25 protein-coding genes, 1 tRNA gene and 1 pseudogene are annotated in these 21,412 nt (G+C 54.4%); 10 read left to right on the top strand and 17 right to left on the bottom strand.

Annotated features, from left to right (window positions below):
• The 5 genes from B1757_RS03945 to B1757_RS03925 all read right to left on the bottom strand — a co-directional run.
• Window positions 1–1,180 (bottom strand): TonB-dependent receptor domain-containing protein (locus tag B1757_RS03945; RefSeq protein ID WP_143484210.1); only part of this gene is annotated, 1,180 nt, incomplete at its 3' end.
• Window positions 1,177–2,190 (bottom strand): IS30 family transposase, encoded by a 1,014-nt coding sequence (locus tag B1757_RS03940; RefSeq protein ID WP_101536841.1) that lies wholly within the window; start codon window positions 2,188–2,190, stop codon window positions 1,177–1,179. The genes B1757_RS03945 and B1757_RS03940, both read right to left, overlap by 4 nt.
• Window positions 2,078–2,905 (bottom strand): TonB-dependent receptor plug domain-containing protein, encoded by an 828-nt coding sequence (locus B1757_RS03935; protein ID WP_101537084.1) that lies wholly within the window; start codon window positions 2,903–2,905, stop codon window positions 2,078–2,080. Before B1757_RS03935 ends, B1757_RS03940 begins: the two co-directional genes overlap by 113 nt.
• Before the next feature lie 184 nt (window positions 2,906–3,089).
• Window positions 3,090–4,385 carry a sensor histidine kinase gene (locus B1757_RS03930; RefSeq protein ID WP_101537083.1) on the bottom strand — a complete coding sequence of 432 codons (1,296 nt, stop codon included), beginning with the start codon at window positions 4,383–4,385 and terminating at the stop codon, window positions 3,090–3,092.
• A complete protein-coding gene (locus B1757_RS03925) occupies window positions 4,382–5,065 on the bottom strand; it encodes a response regulator (RefSeq protein WP_101537082.1) in 684 nt (227 codons plus the stop codon). Before B1757_RS03925 ends, B1757_RS03930 begins: the two co-directional genes overlap by 4 nt.
• A 530-nt stretch (window positions 5,066–5,595) precedes the next feature.
• Here B1757_RS03925 and orn point away from each other — a divergent pair.
• Window positions 5,596–6,177 (top strand): oligoribonuclease, encoded by a 582-nt coding sequence (gene orn / locus B1757_RS03920; RefSeq protein WP_101537081.1) that lies wholly within the window; start codon window positions 5,596–5,598, stop codon window positions 6,175–6,177.
• Window positions 6,178–6,198: 21 nt separating this feature from the next.
• On the opposite strand, the gene B1757_RS03915 is transcribed toward orn, so the two are convergent.
• Window positions 6,199–6,447 carry a hypothetical protein gene (locus B1757_RS03915; RefSeq protein ID WP_172437592.1) on the bottom strand — a complete coding sequence of 83 codons (249 nt, stop codon included), beginning with the start codon at window positions 6,445–6,447 and terminating at the stop codon, window positions 6,199–6,201.
• Between the two features lie 15 nt (window positions 6,448–6,462).
• Here B1757_RS03915 and B1757_RS03910 point away from each other — a divergent pair, with 15 nt between their 5' ends.
• From B1757_RS03910 to B1757_RS03880, 7 genes are all read left to right on the top strand, one after another.
• Window positions 6,463–7,548 carry an LLM class flavin-dependent oxidoreductase gene (locus tag B1757_RS03910; RefSeq protein ID WP_101537080.1) on the top strand — a complete coding sequence of 362 codons (1,086 nt, stop codon included), beginning with the start codon at window positions 6,463–6,465 and terminating at the stop codon, window positions 7,546–7,548.
• A complete protein-coding gene (locus tag B1757_RS03905) occupies window positions 7,548–8,513 on the top strand; it encodes an NAD-dependent epimerase/dehydratase family protein (protein WP_101537079.1) in 966 nt (321 codons plus the stop codon). The genes B1757_RS03910 and B1757_RS03905 overlap by 1 nt, the downstream gene beginning before the upstream one ends.
• 18 nt (window positions 8,514–8,531) lie before the next feature.
• On the top strand, window positions 8,532–9,422 hold the full coding sequence (locus B1757_RS03900) for a diiron oxygenase (RefSeq protein WP_101537078.1): 891 nt from the start codon (window positions 8,532–8,534) through the stop codon (window positions 9,420–9,422).
• A 30-nt stretch (window positions 9,423–9,452) separates the two neighbouring features.
• Complete coding sequence (locus B1757_RS03895; protein ID WP_101537077.1) at window positions 9,453–9,734, top strand: hypothetical protein; 282 nt, start codon at window positions 9,453–9,455, stop codon at window positions 9,732–9,734.
• An 8-nt stretch (window positions 9,735–9,742) separates the two neighbouring features.
• Entirely contained in the window at window positions 9,743–11,374 is a 1,632-nt protein-coding gene (locus B1757_RS03890) for an alpha-D-glucose phosphate-specific phosphoglucomutase (RefSeq protein ID WP_101537076.1), read from the top strand.
• 16 nt (window positions 11,375–11,390) lie between these two features.
• Window positions 11,391–11,753: a YtxH domain-containing protein gene (locus B1757_RS03885; RefSeq protein WP_101537075.1), complete on the top strand. Its 363-nt coding sequence runs from the start codon at window positions 11,391–11,393 to the stop codon at window positions 11,751–11,753.
• A gap of 34 nt (window positions 11,754–11,787) precedes the next feature.
• Window positions 11,788–11,864: transfer RNA gene (locus B1757_RS03880), tRNA-Pro, on the top strand.
• Window positions 11,865–12,161: 297 nt separating this feature from the next.
• Here B1757_RS03880 and B1757_RS03875 read toward each other — a convergent pair.
• The 10 genes from B1757_RS03875 to B1757_RS03830 form a co-directional block, all read right to left on the bottom strand.
• Window positions 12,162–12,800 (bottom strand): hypothetical protein, encoded by a 639-nt coding sequence (locus B1757_RS03875; RefSeq protein WP_101537074.1) that lies wholly within the window; start codon window positions 12,798–12,800, stop codon window positions 12,162–12,164.
• Entirely contained in the window at window positions 12,797–13,225 is a 429-nt protein-coding gene (locus B1757_RS03870; protein WP_101537073.1) for a hypothetical protein, read from the bottom strand. The genes B1757_RS03875 and B1757_RS03870 overlap by 4 nt, the downstream gene beginning before the upstream one ends.
• Window positions 13,222–14,934 carry a YfjI family protein gene (locus tag B1757_RS03865; protein ID WP_101537072.1) on the bottom strand — a complete coding sequence of 571 codons (1,713 nt, stop codon included), beginning with the start codon at window positions 14,932–14,934 and terminating at the stop codon, window positions 13,222–13,224. Before B1757_RS03865 ends, B1757_RS03870 begins: the two co-directional genes overlap by 4 nt.
• The gene (locus B1757_RS03860; protein WP_101537071.1) at window positions 14,931–15,893 is read right to left on the bottom strand and encodes a hypothetical protein; all 963 of its coding nucleotides are present in this window, start codon (window positions 15,891–15,893) and stop codon (window positions 14,931–14,933) included. The genes B1757_RS03865 and B1757_RS03860 overlap by 4 nt, the downstream gene beginning before the upstream one ends.
• 16 nt (window positions 15,894–15,909) lie before the next feature.
• The gene (locus tag B1757_RS03855; protein WP_101537070.1) at window positions 15,910–16,092 is read right to left on the bottom strand and encodes a helix-turn-helix transcriptional regulator; all 183 of its coding nucleotides are present in this window, start codon (window positions 16,090–16,092) and stop codon (window positions 15,910–15,912) included.
• Between the two features lie 347 nt (window positions 16,093–16,439).
• Window positions 16,440–16,715 (bottom strand): HigA family addiction module antitoxin, encoded by a 276-nt coding sequence (locus B1757_RS03850; RefSeq protein ID WP_172437591.1) that lies wholly within the window; start codon window positions 16,713–16,715, stop codon window positions 16,440–16,442.
• Entirely contained in the window at window positions 16,715–17,026 is a 312-nt protein-coding gene (locus B1757_RS03845; protein WP_101537069.1) for a helix-turn-helix domain-containing protein, read from the bottom strand. Before B1757_RS03845 ends, B1757_RS03850 begins: the two co-directional genes overlap by 1 nt.
• Window positions 17,013–17,144, bottom strand: coding sequence for a hypothetical protein (locus B1757_RS15890; protein ID WP_301179150.1), 132 nt, complete (start codon window positions 17,142–17,144; stop codon window positions 17,013–17,015). The genes B1757_RS03845 and B1757_RS15890 overlap by 14 nt, the downstream gene beginning before the upstream one ends.
• Before the next feature lie 99 nt (window positions 17,145–17,243).
• Window positions 17,244–18,530: a tyrosine-type recombinase/integrase gene (locus B1757_RS03835; protein WP_101537068.1), complete on the bottom strand. Its 1,287-nt coding sequence runs from the start codon at window positions 18,528–18,530 to the stop codon at window positions 17,244–17,246.
• A gap of 398 nt (window positions 18,531–18,928) precedes the next feature.
• A complete protein-coding gene (locus tag B1757_RS03830) occupies window positions 18,929–19,906 on the bottom strand; it encodes a GlxA family transcriptional regulator (RefSeq protein ID WP_101537067.1) in 978 nt (325 codons plus the stop codon).
• Between the two features lie 142 nt (window positions 19,907–20,048).
• Between B1757_RS03830 and B1757_RS03825 the strand changes: the two genes are divergently transcribed.
• Together B1757_RS03825 and B1757_RS03820 are read left to right on the top strand one after the other, a co-directional pair.
• Window positions 20,049–20,348 carry a DUF3817 domain-containing protein gene (locus B1757_RS03825; RefSeq protein WP_101537066.1) on the top strand — a complete coding sequence of 100 codons (300 nt, stop codon included), beginning with the start codon at window positions 20,049–20,051 and terminating at the stop codon, window positions 20,346–20,348.
• Window positions 20,345–20,770 carry a CopD family protein gene (locus B1757_RS03820; RefSeq protein WP_172437590.1) on the top strand — a complete coding sequence of 142 codons (426 nt, stop codon included), beginning with the start codon at window positions 20,345–20,347 and terminating at the stop codon, window positions 20,768–20,770. The genes B1757_RS03825 and B1757_RS03820 overlap by 4 nt, the downstream gene beginning before the upstream one ends.
• A 46-nt stretch (window positions 20,771–20,816) precedes the next feature.
• On the opposite strand, the pseudogene B1757_RS03815 reads toward B1757_RS03820, so the two are convergent.
• A pseudogene (locus tag B1757_RS03815) lies at window positions 20,817–21,412 on the bottom strand (transposase); the annotation flags it as partial.

The raw sequence follows: 21,412 nt of genomic DNA, 5'->3' as shown, positions 1-21,412 counted from the left end.
CCCTGACGCTGGCCAGAAAGTGGTGAAGGAACTGTCCGTGCTTCACATGCACCTTGAAACCGGCCTGGTAGTAGTTGGCCTTTTCCAGAGAAAGGGAACTGGCAGGCAAGCTCTGGTAAGGGCCGCCACCGCCACCGTTTGCTGGCTGCTGATAAGCAGTACTGTAATTGGCGAAGAGGGCCAAATGAGAAAGAGGCTGCCAATTAACAGCGACAGAGGGCTCCAGTTGGCTGAAATTGGTCGAGGCGTAGGGCGTCACGCCGGGATTGTTAGCAGGATTGCCCTCAGCCCCTTTCGGATTATTGGCGCATGCTTCCGGGAACTTGGTGCAAGTACCGTAAGTGTAGTTGGTTTGGATTCCTATAACCCGAAAGCCTGGCGTGATGGACAGACTGTGAATGGGGTGAATCCGATCCTGTACAAAGGCAGCGGTCAGCGTTTGGTCAAAGAAATTATCTCGATATTTGTCATTGGAGTTTTCATATGAACCGCCATAGAGCGGATTCCAGAAAGAGTTGATGGTTTCATAACGACTGTGAAGAATGTAGCCACCATACTTAAGATCATTCCAAGGCAACTTGGTGGCAAAATAAATTTTGGTACCATACACAGAATCAGTGGGCGTGTTCGCCTCGTAATATTTTATATTCGTCAGATCATAATCGTAGAGCTGAAAATGCTGACGATGACCATGCCGATACCAAATCATCGCATGCAGATGGGTCTTGGCACCAATATCAAAATTACCTTTACCATAAAGCAACCAGGTGCTGTTACTGTCATCCTTGTAAGGAAGTGCCGTGTAAAAACCGGATGTCTGCTCGCTGTAAAGCTGACCAGGAATAGAACCCTTCTTGTTCATACCATTGATGGTCACTCCATTGATGGGATTAATGGGAATAACATAGGGTTTATAGGCATCACCCTTGGCCAGATAGGCGCCGAGGCTGACATTGCCACCATGGAACTTCTTGATTCCCTTGAAATACCAGGCATAAGAATAACTGGGAAGACGCGTACCCTTGGGTAAAGGCAAAGTGCTATCGGCAGGGGCGCTTAAAAAACTGTTGCCATTGCTGGCACCGCCGCCGATGACAGCAGCAAAACCGTCATGCATTCCGGTATTAATATGAAAGTGGATATTTTTGCTGTTGAAACTACCGTAACCCGGCGGTTTCAAGTTTGAAGTGCAACACCGCAGTTTAACTCCCTGATTTGCCGTGCCATCACTTCGGCTGGCGTTTGGAATCCCAAGGATTTCCTGGGCCGGTTATTGAGTTCCTCCGCCACCTGAGTCAAACGCCGTTGTGAATATTCGGATAAGTCCGTGCCCTTGGGGAAATACTGACGCAGTAGGCCATTCGTATTTTCATTGGTCGGACGCTGCCAGGGGCTATGTGGGTCAGCAAAATAAACACGTATGCCCGTATTTCGCTCCAGTTCCTGATGCCGAGCCATTTCGCGGCCCTGATCATAGGTGAGCGTTTGCCGGAAGCTCTTGGGCAGCGTACGCAAACGCCGCGTAAAGCTTTCCAGGATCGCCTCTGCCGTAGCATCCTCCACTCGCGCGAGGATGACGAAGCGACTGCTACGATCCACTAACGTGCCAATAGCACTGGCATTGAATGCCCCCTTGATCAGGTCGCCTTCCCAGTGACCGGGTACTTCGCGGGCTTGTGCTTCCTCCGGGCGCTCACGGATCGAGCGCATGTTCGTGATCCCGCCACGACGGTCTTTACCTCGTGTGCGGGGCTTGCGTTTGCTGTGCCCTCTGCGCAGCCCTGCAATCAATGTCTTGCGCAGTTCACCCGCCGGGTGGGCATAGATAAACTGGTAAATAGTCTCATGAGAGACGTGCCACTGTTTGTCTTCGGGATAGTCCATCCGCAACCTCCCCGCTATCTGCTCCGGTGACCACTTCCTTTGCAGAATAGCGTGTGTCACCGCGAGGGTTAAAGGCGAACCTTCAGTCAACTTCCTGACTCCCTTGCGTCGGCGCCTCTGCGCTTCTTCCCGACCGCATACGGCGTCATAGGTCTCTTCCACACGACCGCGCTGAATCTCCCGACTGATCGTGCTAGGGCTTCGGCCCAACTGCCTGGCAATGCCACGAATACTCAGCCCCTGATTCAATCCACGCTGTATCTGGTTTCGCTGATCGGGCATCAATTGCCTGTATTTTCTGGCCATCTCTCACCTCCGTCTGCCTTCGACCAGAGGTGTTGCACTTCATTTTAGAGCGCTCCCCCATACCAATTTCTGCACCGGCTTTGCGCGTCGGTTGCAAGGGCAAAAAGTTGATGGCTCCGCCGAGGTTGTTGTACCAGCGCTGGGCCGGGTTACCGGGACCATAGACGACACTGACACCGGACAGAAGACTGGGTTGGTTTACCTGAGGACTCTGCCAGAGACCGGTAGCGGGGTCATTCATGGGAATGCCATCGAAGGTCACCATGATACTATGGCCGGATACATCACCCTTAAGATGCCCCCAGCCCTGTTTGATACCATTGATGTTGATCTGCATCTTGGTAGCGCCGGTATTACCGTAGCTGCCTACCACATGCACACCAGGGGCCACTGAGAGAATCTCGGCGGAATTGGCCATGGGCCCGAGAGCGGCAATTTGACCTTTGGTGATCAATTTTTCAGAGTAAGCACTGTGAAAAATCTTTTTCTGACTCGGTACCGTGGGAATAACCGTTTCTTGATACTCCGAATTTTTGTTCACTTCGCCAACATTTACCGCGTGTTTATGGTCATGATGGTGGTGGGAATGCTTATGCATCGGCGCATCGGAATAATCGACCTGATGGTCCTGTGCCCATGCACCGGCACTGTGGGTCAATGCAGCAGAAATGGCAACGACAAGCAGTCGCCAACGGGTTTTACAGCTGGTATCCATACTGAAACTCCTGTAGCAGTGGTTGAGCGGAAAATGTATTTATTGCACCACAGTACCAGAGGAATATTACAGTTTGATGACAGTTTGATTTTTTTTCAGACAACGCGTCACTTACAATAAAAAGTACATATTATTTTGTAAAGTTACAAAACACTATCTGTCTGGCATAAAGTTCATAGGGCGTTCATACGGGCCAGGATAATTCCGCACACAAGCCGCCACTCGCTCCATTCAGCAAGCGCAGACGCATCCCCTGCGCTTCTGCCAGTTGTCTGGCTATCGCCAGACCCAGACCACTACCCTCGCCGTGACCCCTGGCATCATCCAGACGAATAAAAGGTTCAAATACTTTCTCCATCTCCAGCTCCGGAATTCCAGGCCCCTGATCGCAGAGTCGAATCAATACTTGATTCGGCATTTTTCTGAATTCCACATGGACGTCCCCCCCTCCATAGCGCATGGCATTATCCAGCAGATTGGACAACAAGCGGCGCAATGCCTCCCGGTCACCACGAAAGGCATATCGGCGCGGCAGTTGTGCCTGCCAGCGTCCACCCGCCCGTTCAAATTCGGCACCCACCTCTGCCATCAATACCATCAAATCAAAATCGGCCACTTTGGCAACCATGCTGCGCCCCAGATCCAGAGACTGTCCGAGCAGGGCATCCATACGCTCTATATCCTGCAACATACCCTCCTTTAAACGCGCGGAGGTATTTGCCGGAAGTAACTCCCAAGCCATGCGCAAACGCGCCAGAGGCGAGCGTAAGTCATGGGAAATCCCGGTGAGCAGCAAAGATTGATGATTGATCATGGCCTGTAAGCGGGTGCGCAACTCGGCAAAAATGTCGAGAATATTCTGAAATTCATAGGCCCCTTCAGGGGGTAAAGTCGGCAGGGGTGCCTTGAGCGAACCCCTCAGGGCTTGCGATATAACGCCTAAAGGCCGGAGTACCCGACGCACCAGAATCATGGTTAAAAGAACCAGCGCCAACGTTGAAAAACCCAGCACAAAAATCATGGCAACAGGCAAGGAAGATGCCAGACGTCCGCGATCAAAATGCACCCAGACGGTCTTTCCGGAAATGCTTACGGGTACCCAGAAAGTCCGTACCGCCCCACCCAGCACATCCACAGGAACCGGCTTCCCCAGGCGTTTACCCAACGCCTGGCTTAGTAGCCAACCGTATATATGACCATGGGTATGATGTATGGAGCGATCCAGATGCGCAGAAATTTCCACGCCATTGTCGGCCTTCAGTCTTTTCAGAAAGGCCGGCCGTTCGCCAGGCGATAGTTCCTGATAGGTTTGCGCACTGATCACAATCAGTCCGGCCAAATCTTCAGCTGAGCGTTCGGCCAGTGGATAGAGCACCGTCAACACCACAATCACCAGAGTGAGAATCTGTAAAACCACAATGCCCGGGCCCAGGGTCCAGGCCGTTTGTGCAATCAGATTACGGCCGCGCCGAAACATCATGAACCCGGGACAAAGCGGTAACCTGTTCCGCGCTCCGTCTGCAAAAAGCGGGGCTGACGGGGATTTTCCTCAAGAATCTTGCGCAAGCGGGTAACCCGGACATCGATACTGCGATCAAAACGGCCATCTTCCTCACCACCCAGAAGCTGCAGTAGCATATCCCGGCTCAAAATACGCTTGGGACGCTGGGCAAATACCAGCAGCAGATCCATCTCCGCCGGATTGATGTCGACCTCGACATTCTCCCGATACAAACGGCGTTCCGATATCTGCAAGCGAAAGTCGCCAAACTGAACAGTATCAGCACCCTCGTCCTTGCCACTGCGGCGCAACAGTACCCGCAAGCGCGCCAGAAGCTCCCGCGCATTGAAAGGTTTAGCCAGATAATCATCAACGCCACTTTCCAGACCAAGAATACGTTCTTCGTCTTCCCCTCGGGCCGAGAGCATGAGAATAGGAGGCCCCCCCTCTTTATGGCGCAACTCCCTGGCCAGACTGATACCATCTTGACCGGGCAGCATCCAGTCCAGCACCATGACGTCCACTGGGCCGGCAGCCAGCTGCTGGCGCATTTGCTGACCATTGGCCGCCAACAAAACTGCCAATCCCTGAGCCTCAAGATATTCCCGCAGCATCTCTACAAGCCTTTGATCATCATCTACTATCAGCACGACTGCCATAGTCTCTCTCGTCTGCACCGACCTCTGTCACGATGGATTTTATCAGGAAATATTCCCGAAATATTTATCAGGCAATATTACACCATAGGCGGCAACGGTACCCAAACCAAAAGAGTGAGTGGAGCGCGTTTTTAGCAAGCCCGTACAGACAAAGCAACATCGGGCAATGCTATTAAGAGTTTGTAGCGGTTGTTTTGCGGCTATTAGACGGATCTTTAGATCCGTCTTTTTTTATGGCTGAAAATGTAGCTCCGGAAATTTTCAAATAAACTCCAGACCCATTTTGCGGAAATATTCCAGAAACAATGACGATCTATCATGCATTTCATGGTCAGGGCAAAAGTACCCAAACCTTCAGAGGGAGCGCAGTTTAAATTGTATGCACCGTCGGCCCGAAGGCCGCAGTGCTTTAAGTATCAAACGGTTTTGTAGCGGTTGTTTTGCGGCTATTAGACGGATCTTTGATCCGTCTTTTTTTATATTACGGCTCCCATGATATACTAATGTTGTTTGATCAACAAGGATGTCGTATGGACCCCAAAAACCAGCGCCTGGTCTGGGTGGATCTGGAAATGACCGGCCTGCACCCCGAGCAGGATGAAATTCTGGAGATCGCCAGCATTGTTACCGACAATCAGCTCCGCATCATTTGTGAAGGACCGGTTCTGGCTGTGCATCATCCCGACGCCGTCCTGCAGCAGATGGACGACTGGAATCAACGTACCCATGGTCAATCGGGGCTCATTCAACGGGTGCGGGAAAGTCGTCTGGATACCCAGGCGGTGGAAACCCAAACCCTGGACTTTCTTCATGCCCATGTAAGTGCTGGTGCTTCGCCCATCTGTGGCAATAGTGTGTGTCAGGACCGGCGTTTTCTGGCACGGCTCATGCCTCGGCTGGAACGCTTTTTTCATTACCGCATGATTGATGTCAGCACCCTCAAAGAACTCACTTCCCGTTGGTATCCTGGTTTTCACAAATTTCCCAAGGCGGAAAAGCATGAAGCGCTGGCAGATATCCGCGAGTCCATTGCCGAACTGGCTTATTACCGGGAAAAAATCTTTCCGCAAGTGCTCGAATTTCCGGAAAACTCAGAAGACCCAAGGTGCTAGAAGAAGCTTCCGTCGCCGCCCTTACTTTACGGGTGCCGGCAGATTCTGGATCAGGTCGACACGCACCCGTACCTCCAGATTTTCTGCCAAGACCTTGCACAGCAAATAGTCCCCCTCTGGGCTCTCCTGCCATTCCAGGGGTAGGACCACTTCCATATAATGGGTCCCTGTGCTTTCATCTTCCCAGTGCAGGCGCATTTGCTCTGCGGTGAGTATGGCAATCTGCAAGCGTTCGGCAATCTGGCGTGGCGTAGAAGCAATCGGGGTCACGGAGGCTCCTCAACAGTGAAAATTGATCTTTTTTACGAACTCGCTGTTCCCGCCCATCTGGGGCGCAGCGAAGCCCAAGTTTACCATGAAACTCTAGACGAACTCAGTCTTGCTGATGCCCTGGGTTTTCATGGCGCCTGGCTGGTAGAACATCATTTCATGCGCGAATATTCCCACTCCAGTGCTCCCGAAGTGTTTCTGGCGGCAGCCAGCCAGCGCACCCAGCATCTGCGCTTGGGGCATGCGGTAGTAGTCCTCCCCTACAATCATGTGGTCCGCGTTGCCGAGCGGGTGGCCGCCCTGGATATTCTCAGCCAGGGCCGTCTGGAGTTGGGCGTTGGCCGGGGGTTTTCACCCAAGGAATATGCATTGTTTGGCAGCCAGATGGCCGATAGCCGTCTTCATATGCAAGAAGGCTTGCAGATTTTGCGTCAGGCTGGCGGGCCTGCTTTCAGTCACCAAGGCAAAATTTATCAGTTTGAGAATCTCGATATACTCCCCAAACCAGTCCAGCACCCCCATCCGCCGCTGTGGACGGCGGCTGTCAGTCCCGCCACTTTTCAATGGGCGGCCCAGGAAGGCATAGGCGTACTCTCCGGCCCTTTCAAACCCTGGTTCATGATCAAACAGGACCTGCGCGCCTACAAAAAAAGCTGGGAAAAACAGCACGGCTCTGGTCCTCTCCTGGCGGGACAGAATAATGGCTTTGCCATGACCATCGGTTGTCTTTGTCTGGAGGATGCTGCCGAGGCCAGACGACTCGCCGAAGGATTTACCTGGTATTATCAGCGCTTGCTGGATCAGACCCGACCGGTACTGGCACAACTGCGGGAAAGTTACGAGTACTACCACCGCTTGGGATTTCTGGAGCCATTGTTGCGCCGTGGCCTCAATTTACGCCTGCTCGAAAGCATGGGAATGGTCGTGGTCGGTGATCCCGATACCTGTCGCAAAAAACTGTCCCGCTATGCTCGTGCCGGCGTCGATCGGCTGATTCTAGCCGTCGGAGCCGGGATGGTGCCCAGTGCCGTGACCCGCCGTTCCCTGCAGCTTCTGGCCGAAGAAGTCATTCCCGCACTGAGCCCTCCGGATTCCCACTGATGCGGGTCATGGTCACCGGCGCAGCTGGGCATACGGCCGCTGCGCTGCTCCCGAAGCTCCTGCAGCATCCCGATATAGAACAAGTCATAGCGCTGGATACCCAGGCACCCGCCTTGCGCTCCCGCAAAATGCATTACCTGCCCCTGGATATTCGTGATCCGCAGCTGGAACAACATTTATCAGCAGTGGATTGCCTCATCCACCTGGCATTTATGGTACTCAGCCCCCGGCTGGGGCCGCAGTCGCGTTGGCGCAAGGAAATGCAGGACGTCAACGTACACGGCAGTCAGCATCTTTTTCAGGCGGCGGCCAAGGCCTGTGTAGGACATGTCATTTATACCAGTAGTGTAGCCGCCTACGGCGCCTGGCCAGATAATCCTGTGCCCCTGGAGGAAAACTGGCCCTGCCGACCCGTACCCGGTTTTGCATACAGCGAAGACAAGGCCGCTCTGGAATCCTGGCTCGACGACTTCTGTGCGCAAACCCCCGAAATGGCGGTCACTCGGCTGCGGCTGCATGCCATCATTGGCCCCCACGGTCAGTCGCTGGTCAATAGCATTGCCACCAGTGCTTTCGCTCTGCGTATGCAGCATCCGGATTTACCCATCCAGTGCCTGCATGAAGACGATGCCGCCAGTGCGCTGTTAGCCGCACTGGAACATCCCCACGGAGGGATTTTCAACATTGCCGCCCCCGACCCCATCCCCTGGTCCAGCATTCCGCGACGCTGGCATTTACCTTTCAATCCTCGACAGTTGCATCAACTCCACCGGAGCCTGCGGCCTTTCAGCCGGGGACTCGGGGATCCGGGCTGGCTGCAGGTTCTGGAAAACCCCCTCATTGTCGATACGCGCCGGGCCCAACAAGTACTGGGCTGGCAAGCCCGCTATTCGGTCAGCGACGCCCTGTCTGCCCTGCGTCAGGCAAAGGGACTCAGCCCGCTAAAAGCTTGGAGCGTCTCCTAGAGCATGGCACAATAGCGTATGACTTTTGCGTCCAACCTTCCCGTACAGGCCCGCATCCAGCGTCATCATGACGCGCTGGTCAAGCGTTTGTCTGCCCATAGCAGCCAATATCGGGATCCCGTCAGCACCGTGCCCTGGGAAAGCCTGAACCAGGAACAGGCATGGCTCCCCGAAACCCTGGTTTCACTGTATGGTTTGCCCGAATATGCGCAATTGAGCAACGAGGAGCGCATCCGCCTGTCACAGGTCGAATTCGTCTCTTTCTGTGAGCTGGGATTGTGGCTGGAAGCCCTGTTTATTCAGCGTCTGAGTGCTAATTCACTGCAGGAAATGTACCGCGACCCCCAAGGATATCATTATCAACTGCATGAATTGCGAGAAGAAGTCGGGCACAGTCTCATGTTTCTGGAGCTTCAGCAACGCTCTCACCTGCCTTTCATGACCCCCCTCAGTCAGCGCCCTCCCCTCGCCCGCCTTTTTGCCCGCTACGCGCCAGAGGGCTCTGCGGCCTTCTGGGCGACCATCCTGATTGGTGAGGACGTACCTGATCGGATGAATCGTCTGATATTTTCTCAAAAGGATCTGCCTTCTGCGGTCCTCGCCATTACCCATGTTCACATGCGCGAAGAAGCGCGACACATGGCTTTTGCCCGTACCACCATCCAGATGCGCAGCCAGTCCATGAACGCCCTGAAAAAAAAGATGATCAGCCCGGTATTGCGCGAGGTATTCCGGCAATTTCTGCGCACCTGTTTTTTCCCTTCCGAACAGGTTTACGCCGCTGCCGGCCTCAGCCAACCCAGAGTCTGGGCGCGTCGTGCCCGGCACAATCCCCAGCGGATTGCCTTGATGCGGCAGTGTGCCAGTCCCAGCCGAGATTTTTTACGCACTCAAGGCTTCGCCTTGTGATTTTTTCCCTCCTGCTATAATTTGAGAACCATGAAAAAAACCATGCTCTTTGAACTCGGCTCCATTTACGTGTCTCCGGATGCCCAGGCCATATTTGAATCCGGGGAACTGGACCCCCAGGAACTCCTCCGCCGTCATGTCACTGCCGACTGGGATGAAGCCAGTGATGCGGACGTGGTCCGTGCCAGCGAAAAAGCCATCGAAGCGGGTGGCGCGGTGGTCAGCTCCTGGCAGATTGGCGGCTATACAGCCTGGATTCGTACCGATGCCAGCCGTCAAACGACGATTATCGACTTACCACTGGAACCCTGAGGTGTGCCATGGCGGTGCTGAATATTCCTACGCAGGCTTTCCCCGATCAACGCCCCGGCACTTCCGGGCTACGTAAGAAAGTCACCATTTTTCAGCAGCCCCATTATCTTGAAAACTTTGTCCAATCCATATTTGAAGCCATTCCGGATCGCATGGGCAAAACCCTGGTATTGGGCGGGGATGGTCGTTTTTTTAATCGTGAAGCCATTCAGATCATTTTACGGATGGCCGCCGCCAATGGCTGGGGTAAAGTCATGGTGGGTCGGGGTGGGCTTTTTTCCACACCAGCGGTTTCTGCGGTTATTCGCGCCCACCGGGCCCATGGCGGTATTATTCTGAGCGCTTCCCACAATCCGGCCGGCCCAGATCACGACTTCGGCATCAAATACAATATCAGCAATGGCGGCCCTGCCCCCGAAAAAATAACCGATGCCATCTGGGCGGGCAGCAAAAACATCCAGAGCTTCCGGATTCTGGACACGGCCGATGTGGATATTGATCATGAAGGTCATTTCCAATTGGGCGACATGGCGGTCGAAGTTTGCGATCCCGTCAGCGACTATGCGGCACTCATGGCACGTATTTTTGATTTCGATGCGCTGCGTCGCCTGTTTGCCGGCCCTTTCCGCATGCGCTTTGATGCCATGCATGCCATCACCGGTCCTTATGCTCTGGAAATCCTCGAAAACCAGCTGGGCGCCGTTCCGGGAACAGTCATCAATGGTATCCCGCTAACAGATTTTGGCGGTGGCCATCCTGATCCCAATCTGGTTTACGCCAAATCTCTGGCCGACGCGCTTTTTGCGGAAGACGCACCGGACTTTGGCGCAGCATCTGATGGCGATGGCGATCGCAACATGATTCTGGGACGGCGTTTTTTTGTTACTCCCAGTGATTCCTTGGCCGTGCTGGCCGCCAATGCTACCCATATTCCCGCGTATCAGACAGGCCTGAAAGGCATCGCCCGCTCCATGCCCACCAGCCAGGCGGCTGATGTGGTGGCGCAACAACTGGGTATTCCTCATTATGAAACGCCTACGGGCTGGAAGTTTTTCGGCAATCTTCTGGATGCCGGAAAAATCACTTTCTGTGGCGAAGAAAGTTTTGGTACGGGTTCTGATCATGTCCGCGAAAAAGACGGGCTCTGGGCCGTACTGGCCTGGCTGTCCATTATCGCGGCCAGCGGAAAATCCGTAGCGGATATCGTGGTCCAGCATTGGCAGGATTTCGGGCGGCATTATTACACCCGCCATGATTACGAGAATATCCCCGCCAGTGCTGGCGAAGAAATCATGAAGACGCTGAGCGTCCAGCTTCCCATACTGGTGGGACAAACCCTGGCCGGGCGCGTGGTGCAAAAAGCCGATGATTTTGCTTATACTGATCCTATAGATGGCAGCATCAGCAGCCATCAGGGTATTCGTCTGCTGTTTGAAGATGGTGCGCGGCTGATTGTGCGTTTGTCCGGAACCGGAACCGAAGGCGCGACCGTCCGCATCTACCACGAACATCTGGAGCAGGATGCTGCAAGGCAACAACTCGATCCGCAACGGATACTGCGTGATCTGATTACCCTGGGCAAGGATCTGACCCGTATCGAACAACTTACGGGCCGCAAGGCCCCCACTGTCATCACCTGATGAAGGAGTCTGACTTATGATGGATTACGACAACGAGAGTAATGGTGGTCTTGGATATAGCGCCTTGGGAATTGCGTTACTGGCTGGCGCTGCAGCAGGTGCACTCACTGCCCTGCTGTTTGCTCCCCAGGCGGGAGATCGCACCCGTGAACAAATCCGCCATCAAGCCAACCGCGCTTGGGACAGGGTCGTGGCTTCCCGCGAACGGATGAACGAACGGGTGGAAGAATTACTCGACACGATTGCCATTTACAGTGAAGAACTGGTCCAAAAAGGGAAGGAACTGAGCGACAAAGAACGGCAACGACTGAACGATGGTATTGCCCTGGCGCGTACCGAACTGGACCGTCTGCGTCGGAAGCTGTCCCGTCTGGATTGACCCCGGCCCGCCAAGCCGCTATGCTCTGCCGCAACGGGGCGTAGCGCAGCTTGGTAGCGCGCCTGCTTTGGGAGCAGGATGTCGTAGGTTCGAATCCTATCGCCCCGACCAATAAAAACAGTAACTTACCACTTCCTGCACTATCCCAAAATCTGCCCTCAACAATTTAGCGGTTACACTAGCGGTTACACTTGGCGCACGGTAGGAAGCCTTTTTCCGGCTGCCGGGGGCCATCGCGTCGGTCACGGCTCCGCCAAGGGCAACCCGCGTATTGCGTCGCAGATCGCCGTCAGTCAGCCCGTACTTATCCGCTTCCTGATCTCGCGCTGCTCACGGTCACACTCTCGAATCAGCGCCATAACTGTTTGCATTTCCCGCCGGGCAGCACGGATACCCATATTCCGGGAATTAGCCGCGCTCTTGGCTTTTCCGGCTGCGGTGACTGGCCCTGTGCTCTGTTCCCACGGTCGCCATTGCCGGATCATCTCGGCCTGCCTTGCCCGGCGCTCTGGTGTCCAGCCGTTCGATATGCTCATGGGTGATCTCCTTTAGTTCGTTGTCACGATCTGATTTTACAGGGTCGCGCGAGGGTGTCCCGTTGTTGACCTGCATGGGTCCAGCACTTTGGTTGATCTGCTGCTTGCCCACGAACACGGCGGGATTTTTGAGGGTTGCCAATGCTTCAGCGGCATTGATGCACTGCCGTTGCGCTTTGAGGGATGCGGTCAGCCACATTTTGACGTGGTCCGCGTTTTCAGTTTCCATTGCTCGCCGGGCAAGGCTGTTGAACATGCTGTCTAGCGTGTGCATCTGAGCAACCAGCATCCCCTCGATCCTGGACATATCGCCCTGGATTACCCGGCGGGCTTGCTTGCTGACTTCGGCGACAAGCGGGCCAGGTTCGGCCCGAACCCCTCCCCAGGTGTATTTCCCCATCGTGAAAGCCGCCTGGACTGGCGGCATAGCGGCAGCTGTGGCTGCATCCTTTTCCGGGCTTTCTGGGTTGCCCTCGATGACAACAACATCGGCATTAGGTTTCGCGGTCATGATGATACTCCCGTAAATTCGTGACAGTGGCGTTGCGCCATTGGAAAAGCGGCCTTGTAATCCCCCTGCTTCGGGCTGGGTGGCAGCCCATCAGCAGACGCCAAGCATCGGCCAACAGCAAGCGGCTGCGCCCCAGCCTGGAACCGGGCGCAAGCCGAACAGGTGACGCGCTGGGGCTGTTTCCTTGCCGCCTGCTGCATCGTAGGTGCCGGGGTGTATTCATCCGGACACTGGTCGGAAGGCTGGGGTGTAAACGCTGGCGCTGGTGCTGAGGTCGATAGCAACGCCAACAGCTCGGCTTTGTGTTCACGGATACGCGGGATCAGCCCGGCAGGTAGGCCACTGAACTTCAGGCGGCCACCCTCGACCCAGATCGTTGCGCCTGACTTTTGGGCGGTGTCGAGAAGATCGGCAGCCGCGCTCATAGTTCGCCATCCACCCGGTCATCGTCAAAAAAATCACGCGCATTTTCCTTAGGGGGCACCCTACTAAACCTATTTAACCCTGATCCGGCGGGTTTAGTAGGTTTAATAGGTTCGGTTTTCGTATTTAAACCGTGAATTTTTGGATTCACCGCAAACGCCTTGGCAGGTCGCCCCCCCGCCGGATTCGCCGGAGATTCCAGGTGTCGCACCCAACCGCATTGCTCCAGAAAATCCAAAGCACCCATGACCTCGCGGGGAGTGCCCAACCCGCCCCAGCCCTTCCGTTGCACGTCTGCGGTCGAGAATTGATCCGGTAGTTTTTTTGCCAGTAGCGACTCACTCAGCTTCTGCGCCGCCCGGACTTCGGGGTGCATCCACAAGTGATAAATCCGCCGGGCATGAGCACTGAGAAAATCCGCCCAAGCAATCGCCATTTGCATAGGTGCCTGGCGAATGGGGCCAATCATCCCGCCTCGCCCTGCACGCTCGGCCATATCCAGAATCAGCGCCAGCCCCGCCACCAGCTTTTCGTATTTTCCGAAATGCTCCTGGAGTACCGAAGGGCAGCCCGGCATGATCTCGCGTTGCAGGCGCTCGTCCCAGGCGACAAAATCTGCCGCGGCATCAGCGGACAGCTTGAATGAAGGAATCCGCCGAAACTGGTCGGCAGGCTCCGCCCCCCATGCGGCAATGAAGCCATCATCATCCAGCGTCTCGAAAATCCGATAAACGGCATCCCGCAAATCTTTGTCAGGCAGGGCGTCGCGCCATTCAAAATCTACTGGATCAGGCCATACGGCAAGCTGAAACCGGGCAAGCAAACCATCGTTGCCCATGTCTTTAGAGGCCGCATCCAGATACCTCTCCAGGCGCTCAGGTTGTATGCCGCCCAAGACGGATAGACAGAGATTCGGGATATACAACGAACCCCGCATAATCCGGTCAACCTCGTGCCCGTCCGCGCCGTTCCATGCCTCCAGGAAGAAAGCGCGGTCAGACTCCCTGCCCGGCTTTTCAAAAGTCATCAGCAGACCTGCCAGCTCGTCCCGCTCAGTAAGCAGCCCTTGCGGATTCTGAATCAGCAGCTCGCCCATCATCTCGACGGTCGAGTCGTTCGTCGTGTAACGCTTTAGGGTCGGGGGCTTGGGCGCGGATTCTTTCAATGCCGCCAGCCGCGCCTCTGCCTTCTCGATAAGCACGTCGTTGGATTTCTCGCTCGCTTTCTTGAGTGCCGATTTTGCGCCTGCAACCAGCGCCTCGTGCTTTTCCGATTCCTCGGCAAAGGCTTCCTTGTCCTTTTGGAATTTCTCGCGGGCCTTCGCAGCAAGATATTTGAGAGGCTTCACGCCATCGCTCATGGCGGGAGATTTCTTTTTACTTGGCGGTGCGATAATTGCGCCCCAAAGGTTCGGCACGACAATCCAGTCATCCAGCAGTTTGGGTCTGACTCCACACCTTGCCCCGATCAATGCTCCCAGACTGACCAATAGTGAAACGGCAATAAATTCCGGTGGTGCCGCCTTGCGATAGGCTGAGTCCGCCACATACCCGGCCAATGGCGCGGGTAGCAGTTTCTCCACATCCATTTTTGGGACGGGCGGCAGGTCTGAACCAATCCGCTCCGGTTCCGGCCATTCAGTGTTTTTTTGCCGCGCTTCGTTCAAAACATCAGCAAAATCCGGCGTTGCATCTGCTGTGAAGTCCGTCATTTTGCACCTCCACGAACAGCAGCCGCAGCAGCTTTCTGGTCGCCGCCGTGATGAATCGCTGCATAGGCTCCAAAGGCATCGAGAGCATGACCGTTATGCAGGGCGTCCGCGTCATGGTGGCAGTACACCCGATTGTCGAGAACGACGATTCCAGGCGTGCCGCTTTTGCTATTTGGAGATACCCAGCGGTTGCGTTTTTTCACATACCCAGCGGATTCCAAAATCTCGGTTACAGTGTAACGGCTGTTAAACTCCCTGATTACAGAGTGACCACCATTTGCTGTAAATCGCGCTGTAACGTCTTTGCGCTGTGCCTGCTGCTGCTCCCGCACTGCCTGCCGTGCTGCGGCTGCCATCAGCAGCGTTGCGCTCCTGAGTGGCTTATCGCCGCCTGCGTAAAACTCAAATTGATCTGCACGGTCTGGCGGACACGCTGGTGCGTAGAAAAGCCGCGCCCGATCCCCCAGGCAGGCGGAATCTACAGCATCGCTAACACCGCTCGGCAATTGCTCCAGAATCGCCGTCTGAGCATCCCGCAAGGCTCGGGGGTCCAGTGGCCCATCAAGGGCAACAATGACCCTGTAGCGCGGCTCTGCGGGCGTGTGTGACCATGTTGTGTAGATCAGGTGCCGCCAATCCAGCGCCATCAGCACGTCATGGGCTTCTGCTGGGTGCATGGGTGCATGGGTTTTGCCATCTACATCAAATCCGACTGCCGTTATTGCACTGACGTTTTTACCTGCTCGGTACGCAGCCGAGAAAGTGGCAAAAATGATCCCCGTGCCATCCTTTTGCTGCCTGATTTCTGGGCGGCTCAGACCATCGCAAAATTCCGCCCAAGGGACTGACCTTGCCGTAATGCGCGGGTCTCTGGCATTGCGGACAAGTCCGATTGTGATATGATTATCAGAACCTTGCGATTGTTCTGCCGCCTCCGGGCGGCTATTTTGTGTCTGCATTTTGGCATCCTCCCGATCACGCGGATTCGCGAGAACTAAGCCATTCGTCGATGTCTGACTTTCGCCAGCCCACGGCGCGGGGACCAATTTTGACAGGCTTCGGGAAAATGCCCTGCTTTACCCAGGCATAAATCGTGCTACGGGATGCCTTCACACGGAACTGGACTTCGGGATTTCGTTGGATGATATCGTCGCTCATGGCATAACCTCATAAATGTTTGGTTGTGCCGTCATAAGCAGATTTAGGGCTTTACCTTTTCGGTAATGTCCATTAATGTGCAGGTGTGTTTAGCAGTAGCTAACTGCTACCGCTAGACATTGTCACGGAAGGATCGGCTTATCACGGCTGACACGGTACGGAATGCGTTGCCGCGCATCCGTACCACTTACTAAAGAACAAGTTCGCTTCGTTCGAACGCTTATCGAACTATGCTGTACAGTAATATACCACAACAAAATAAAATCTCATTCCCTATGCAATAAACTATACAACCCATTGTTTTTATTGTTTTCGCTTGTGTGCAATATGCAACAACGCGCCCCCCATCAGGCAGGATGCAAGCGTTTTATCTCTGGCGGATTCTGCATCACCTTCCATAAATCATATTGCGCTTGCTGGGTCAGCCAGGACTCAGCACTACCCCCAAACGCCAGAGACAAGCGCACGGCCATTGCCGGTCTGATCCCGGTATGTCCATTCAGCAGTTCGGATAATGCCTTACGGGTAACACCCAGGGCTTGCGCGGCATCGGTGACACTCAGCCCAAGGGGATCAATGCAAAGCTCCCGGATCACTTCGCCGGGCTGCGGTGGATTGTGCATCACACCCCCTGCATCTCCCGGATGACTTCCGGGTGTCTCGCGGCAATTCTCAGCAACGTATGGGCAGCGCCAGAGGGATTGCGACGTCCCTGTTCCCATTCCTGCAAAGTTCGTACAGATACGCCCATGAGCGCGGCAAACTGAGCTTGTGATAACCCGGCGTCCATCCGGGCCTGCACAATCTGCGGCACATTCACACGATGAACAGCAGCCCGCTTCCCGTCTTTCATCTGCCGGACAGACTCCAGAAGCTCCGCCCCTAAATCACGGTTGGCGTCGCGTTTCAATAATTCCTGCTCAGTCATCGGCATCTTCAACCTCCTTGCGTAATTGTTGCAGTACATGCGCGGGAATATTCGCCTGCACATTCTTGGCGTAGATCAGCAATAACCATATTTCGCCATCTTCCCGTTGCAGGTAATAGATCACTCTGACACCCCCGCGCTTCCCCATCCCTGCACAGTGGCGTTTCAATCAGGGTAAGCATACTGTGCTGAATATACGTCATTGCCGTATCAGTGGGAAGCATCAAGCATTGATCGGGACCACGTTCTTACCCTGTGCCGTAGCCATCAATCCGGCCAGGTGCCTACTCCACTTCGCCCAGGCTTCGGCAGCTTCCTTGCTGTAATCGTATCGCTGATAAATCTGGGTGACGCCTTTGCTTTCCTTGTGGTTCAGAACAGCGTCTATGACAGCAGGCATAATGCCCAGGCGTTGCATCCCGGTCCCGCAACTGCGGCGTAGGTCATGCGGGGTCCACTCTCCCCCATCCAGCGCCAGCGCGGATGTTGCCGCCGTCCTCCCCTGACGCTGTGCCCCTTGGGTCTGACGGTCATACACGGCAGCACTCACGGCCTTGCGGGTGTAATGCTCATTGATCTTGCGCGGTGAGGGTAAGCACCAGCCGCTTTCCCGAACCGACGCCAGCACGTCAAACTGTGCGGCTGCAAAGGATGACAACGTGATCCTGTGTTCTTTGCCATTCTTGGCGTTATCCGCTGGTATGGTCCAGATACCATCCTGCACATGCGTCCATTCTGCTTTACAGATTTCCCCCAGGCGGCATCCGGTGGACAGCACGATGAGCAGCGCCGCCTGGACATTCTGAGATAGTCCGCTTTCGGGCAGCTTACGGAACAGGGTAATCATTTCCTTGTCATCCAGAACCCGCTCGCGGGGTGGCAGCTTGCCTCCTACGTCAGCAGCCTTTACAGGGGCCAGTGGGTCCACGGTGACGATCTCCCGCAACTGTGCCCATGCGTAGAATGTCTTGATGGTGGTAAGCAGTCGGTTTGCCATCCTTGGCGCTCTGGTCGCTACCGGGTCCAGGCAGGCCAGCAGATCAGGACGGGTAACGGCGCTGATTTCTTTGTCACCGATTACGGGAAGCACGTCTTTCTGCATGGCCCTGAGCAGGTCGGCCCCATCATTGCGTTGTGACAGCTTGGCTTCGTGCCACTGCATGAATACATCCTCAAACGTCTTGCGGGCAGCCTGTTCCATTCTGGCTATGCGCTCCGCTTCGGCTTGGGCTGCTTTCTTGGCTTCGGCCTGAACCTGCGGGTCAATACCCTGGTCGAGTAGCTTGTGTGCCTCGTCAGCCGCTTTCCGGGCATCCTTGAGAGACACTCCCGGATATTCACCGATCCGCATAATCCGGCGCTTCCCTGAGTGCTGGTAACGCAATTGCCAGACTTCCCCCCCGCTACGATAGACGCGCATTTCCAGACCGCCACCATCCCGTAGGATAAAATCGGCCTTCTTAGGTTTGGTGTTTTGCACCATCTTGTCATTGAGCAACTTCCCGGCCATCGTCCACCCCCTGAATTTTACCGGTTACACTACCGGTTACACTTGGATTCGGACAGTGTAGAACCTTACTGGACAGTAGTAAACACTAAATGGCTGTTTTTTATAGGTGTGACTTTTTACGCTGGACGGCAATAAACCCAATAAAACCAGTAACTCCCTGCTTTGGGAGCAGGATGTCGTAGGTTCGAATCCTATCGCCCCGACCAATAAAAACAGTAGATTATATTTTTGCATTATCTTGAGTAATCTCTGGATACCTTGCGACAATCCTCAGCAAGGTATAGGCAGCACCAGAAGTCCTAGTCCATACTCAGTACCGAAGCAATGTACGCGCTCCCACGCTGCTTTGCGGACATCTTTGGACTGATTGTCGTCCGCTTAGGCCATCGCAAGTACCGCTAGCTACTGTCAGGATATCCAAAACTCTGACGATGTTGCCTTGGACTGACGCCCACGATGCGCTGAAAATGAAGCCTGAAGTTGGCGGCTGACCCAAGGCCCACCTCACTCACAATTTGTTCCACGGAAAGTTTACTACTCTCCAGAAGTTCCTGAGCGCGCTGCACCCGTATTCGTATGAGCCACTGGGAGGGCGATTCTCCAAGCTGCTCAACAAAGCGTCGGTGCAGCGTTCGTTGGCTGCTGTGTGATTGATCTGCCAAGGATTTCACGGTTAACGGCTGATTCAGGTTGTTCATTACCCAGTTAATCAGGATTTGCAGATTTCTGTCTATGGACCGGGTAGATGGCGGAATGAATTGCGCTTGTCCGCCTTCGCGCTGGAGGGGTACCACGGATAAGCGTGCAACCTGCGCGGCAACTGCGGCACCGAAGTCGGATCGAATCATGTGCAGGCAGAGGTCAAGGCCCGCAGCAGCCCCCGCTGAAGTGAGGATCTGACCATTGTCAACGAATAGCACTCTGGGATCTATCTGGATGCTAGGATACCGCTTGGCAAATTCAGCTGCCGCTTGCCAATGGGTGGTCGCACGTAAGCCATCCAATAAACCAGCTTCAGCCAATACAAATGCTCCCGTGCAAATTGAGGCAATCCGCGCTCCCCGACGAGCAGCCTTGCGCAGCGCCGCTAAAACCGTCGAACTTAATGACAGCGGAGAAAAAGAAGTGCCTGGCACGATGATAGTGTCAGCGTCTTCCAGCGACGTTAAGTCATGCTTGATGTGGATACTAAACATGCCCAGATCCAGTTCTTGCTGTTCGGCACACACGGTAACTTGATAGTAGGGCTGGCCCGATGGCCTGGTCGCATACCGAAAGGTTTCACAGGCCGTTGCCAGATCGAACGAAATCACGCCAGGTAAAACCAAACACGCAATTCGGTGATGCCCGGGAGCTTGAAGATGGTTTGATTTCATGGGAACTCCTCATGGAAGACTGGAGAAAATAGCACGGACCGCACTTGGCTTAAAACAGTCGAATAATGTCATTATAGCCACTTTTCTCTATCCAGGCTTTAGTTAAGGATATTCACTTCATCACCATTGGATTTTTCGACGCATGCCTGATCCATTTTTTGTCCCGGTTCCGCGCTTCAAGGTGCTCCGAATATTTTGCCTTGTAGAGGCCACTGTTTTGTTGACGTTGCTATTGATTGCCGTGCCCCTGAAATACTTCGCCGGATACCCCATAGCTGTTGAAGTGCTGGGACCCATTGATGGGTTCGTTTTTCTCGCCTTTGGATGGACAGTTGTGCAGGCTTTGACTGCGGGTGATGTATCGCTCTGGATGGGAGTCAAATTAATTCTTGCAGCATGCTTACCCTTTGGTGGCTACTACAGTTGGTGGTCACTGCGATGATATATCTCTGGCTTGAAGCTCTGCATGTTGGGGCCGTACTGATTTTTACGGGTGGGCTCGTGCTTTTGGCGGTGGTGACTTCTGGATGGATTTCAAGAGATGAAACATTGATTCATAACGACAAAAAAATCGTTTATGGTGTTTTGCGTTGGGATCGTCGAGTGACAGTGCCGGCTTTGGGAATGGTTTGGGCAAGCGGTCTCGCGCTCACAGTATGGGGAGGGTGGTTTGGTCAGGGATGGCTTATGGCCAAGATCGGACTGGTCATCATCCTGTCGGCACTGCATGGCATTTTGTCGGCGACACTACGCAAGCAAATGCAGAACACGTCTACGCGTCAATTGTCATGGTTACGCTACAGCCCTGGTGTAGTTATTTTTTGTTTTTTGGCTATAGCGCTATTAGTAATGATTAAGCCGTAGGAAAAAATTATTTTTACTGAAAATACATTACAGGTTCCTCGTCATTTCAAGTGGGTAGCCTGAGATCCAGCTTGCCCAGGATCAGGTAGGCCATGTTGATAAAGTTCTTGTGCGTGCGGTAACCCCGAGCCTTGGCCTTGGCGGATTGAATGAGGCTGTTGAAACCTTCCAGAATTCCATTGGTGATCTGGCTCTCGAACCATCGGAGCACGCCATCCCAGTGATTCATGATGGTGTAGGCGACCTTGACGATAGGCGGCAGATCGCTGGTTCTGGCGTTTTCCAACCAGGCTTTCAAGAGGGTAGCCCCCTGATGGCGATTCTTGATCGTGAAGATGTCCTGAAAGGTCAGGCGGAACTGGTAGGCCTGCGCCGTCTTGAGGTTCTGGTCTTTGAGTAATGCCTGCAGCTTTTCTTTCTGCTTCACCTTGAGGTTGCAATCGTTCTTGAGCCAGAGCCAGCGGGTCTTTTTGAGATTTGGCTGAGTGAGGATCTTCCCCCCTTGCGCACGTCGTCCACGGCCTCGTTGACGAGCTTCATGAGGTGAAAACGATCGAAAGTGATCTCCGCATTGGGGACAGGTGCTCGGCAGCCCCTTTCTGGAAGGCCGCGAGCAGGTCCATGACGTCAACATTCCGGTGC

This window comes from Acidithiobacillus marinus (assembly GCF_002847505.1).
GTDB lineage: Bacteria > Pseudomonadota > Gammaproteobacteria > Acidithiobacillales > Acidithiobacillaceae > Acidithiobacillus > Acidithiobacillus marinus.
The sequence above is the reverse complement of the archived record's forward strand: the minus strand, read 5'-3'. Positions and strand labels throughout refer to the sequence as shown.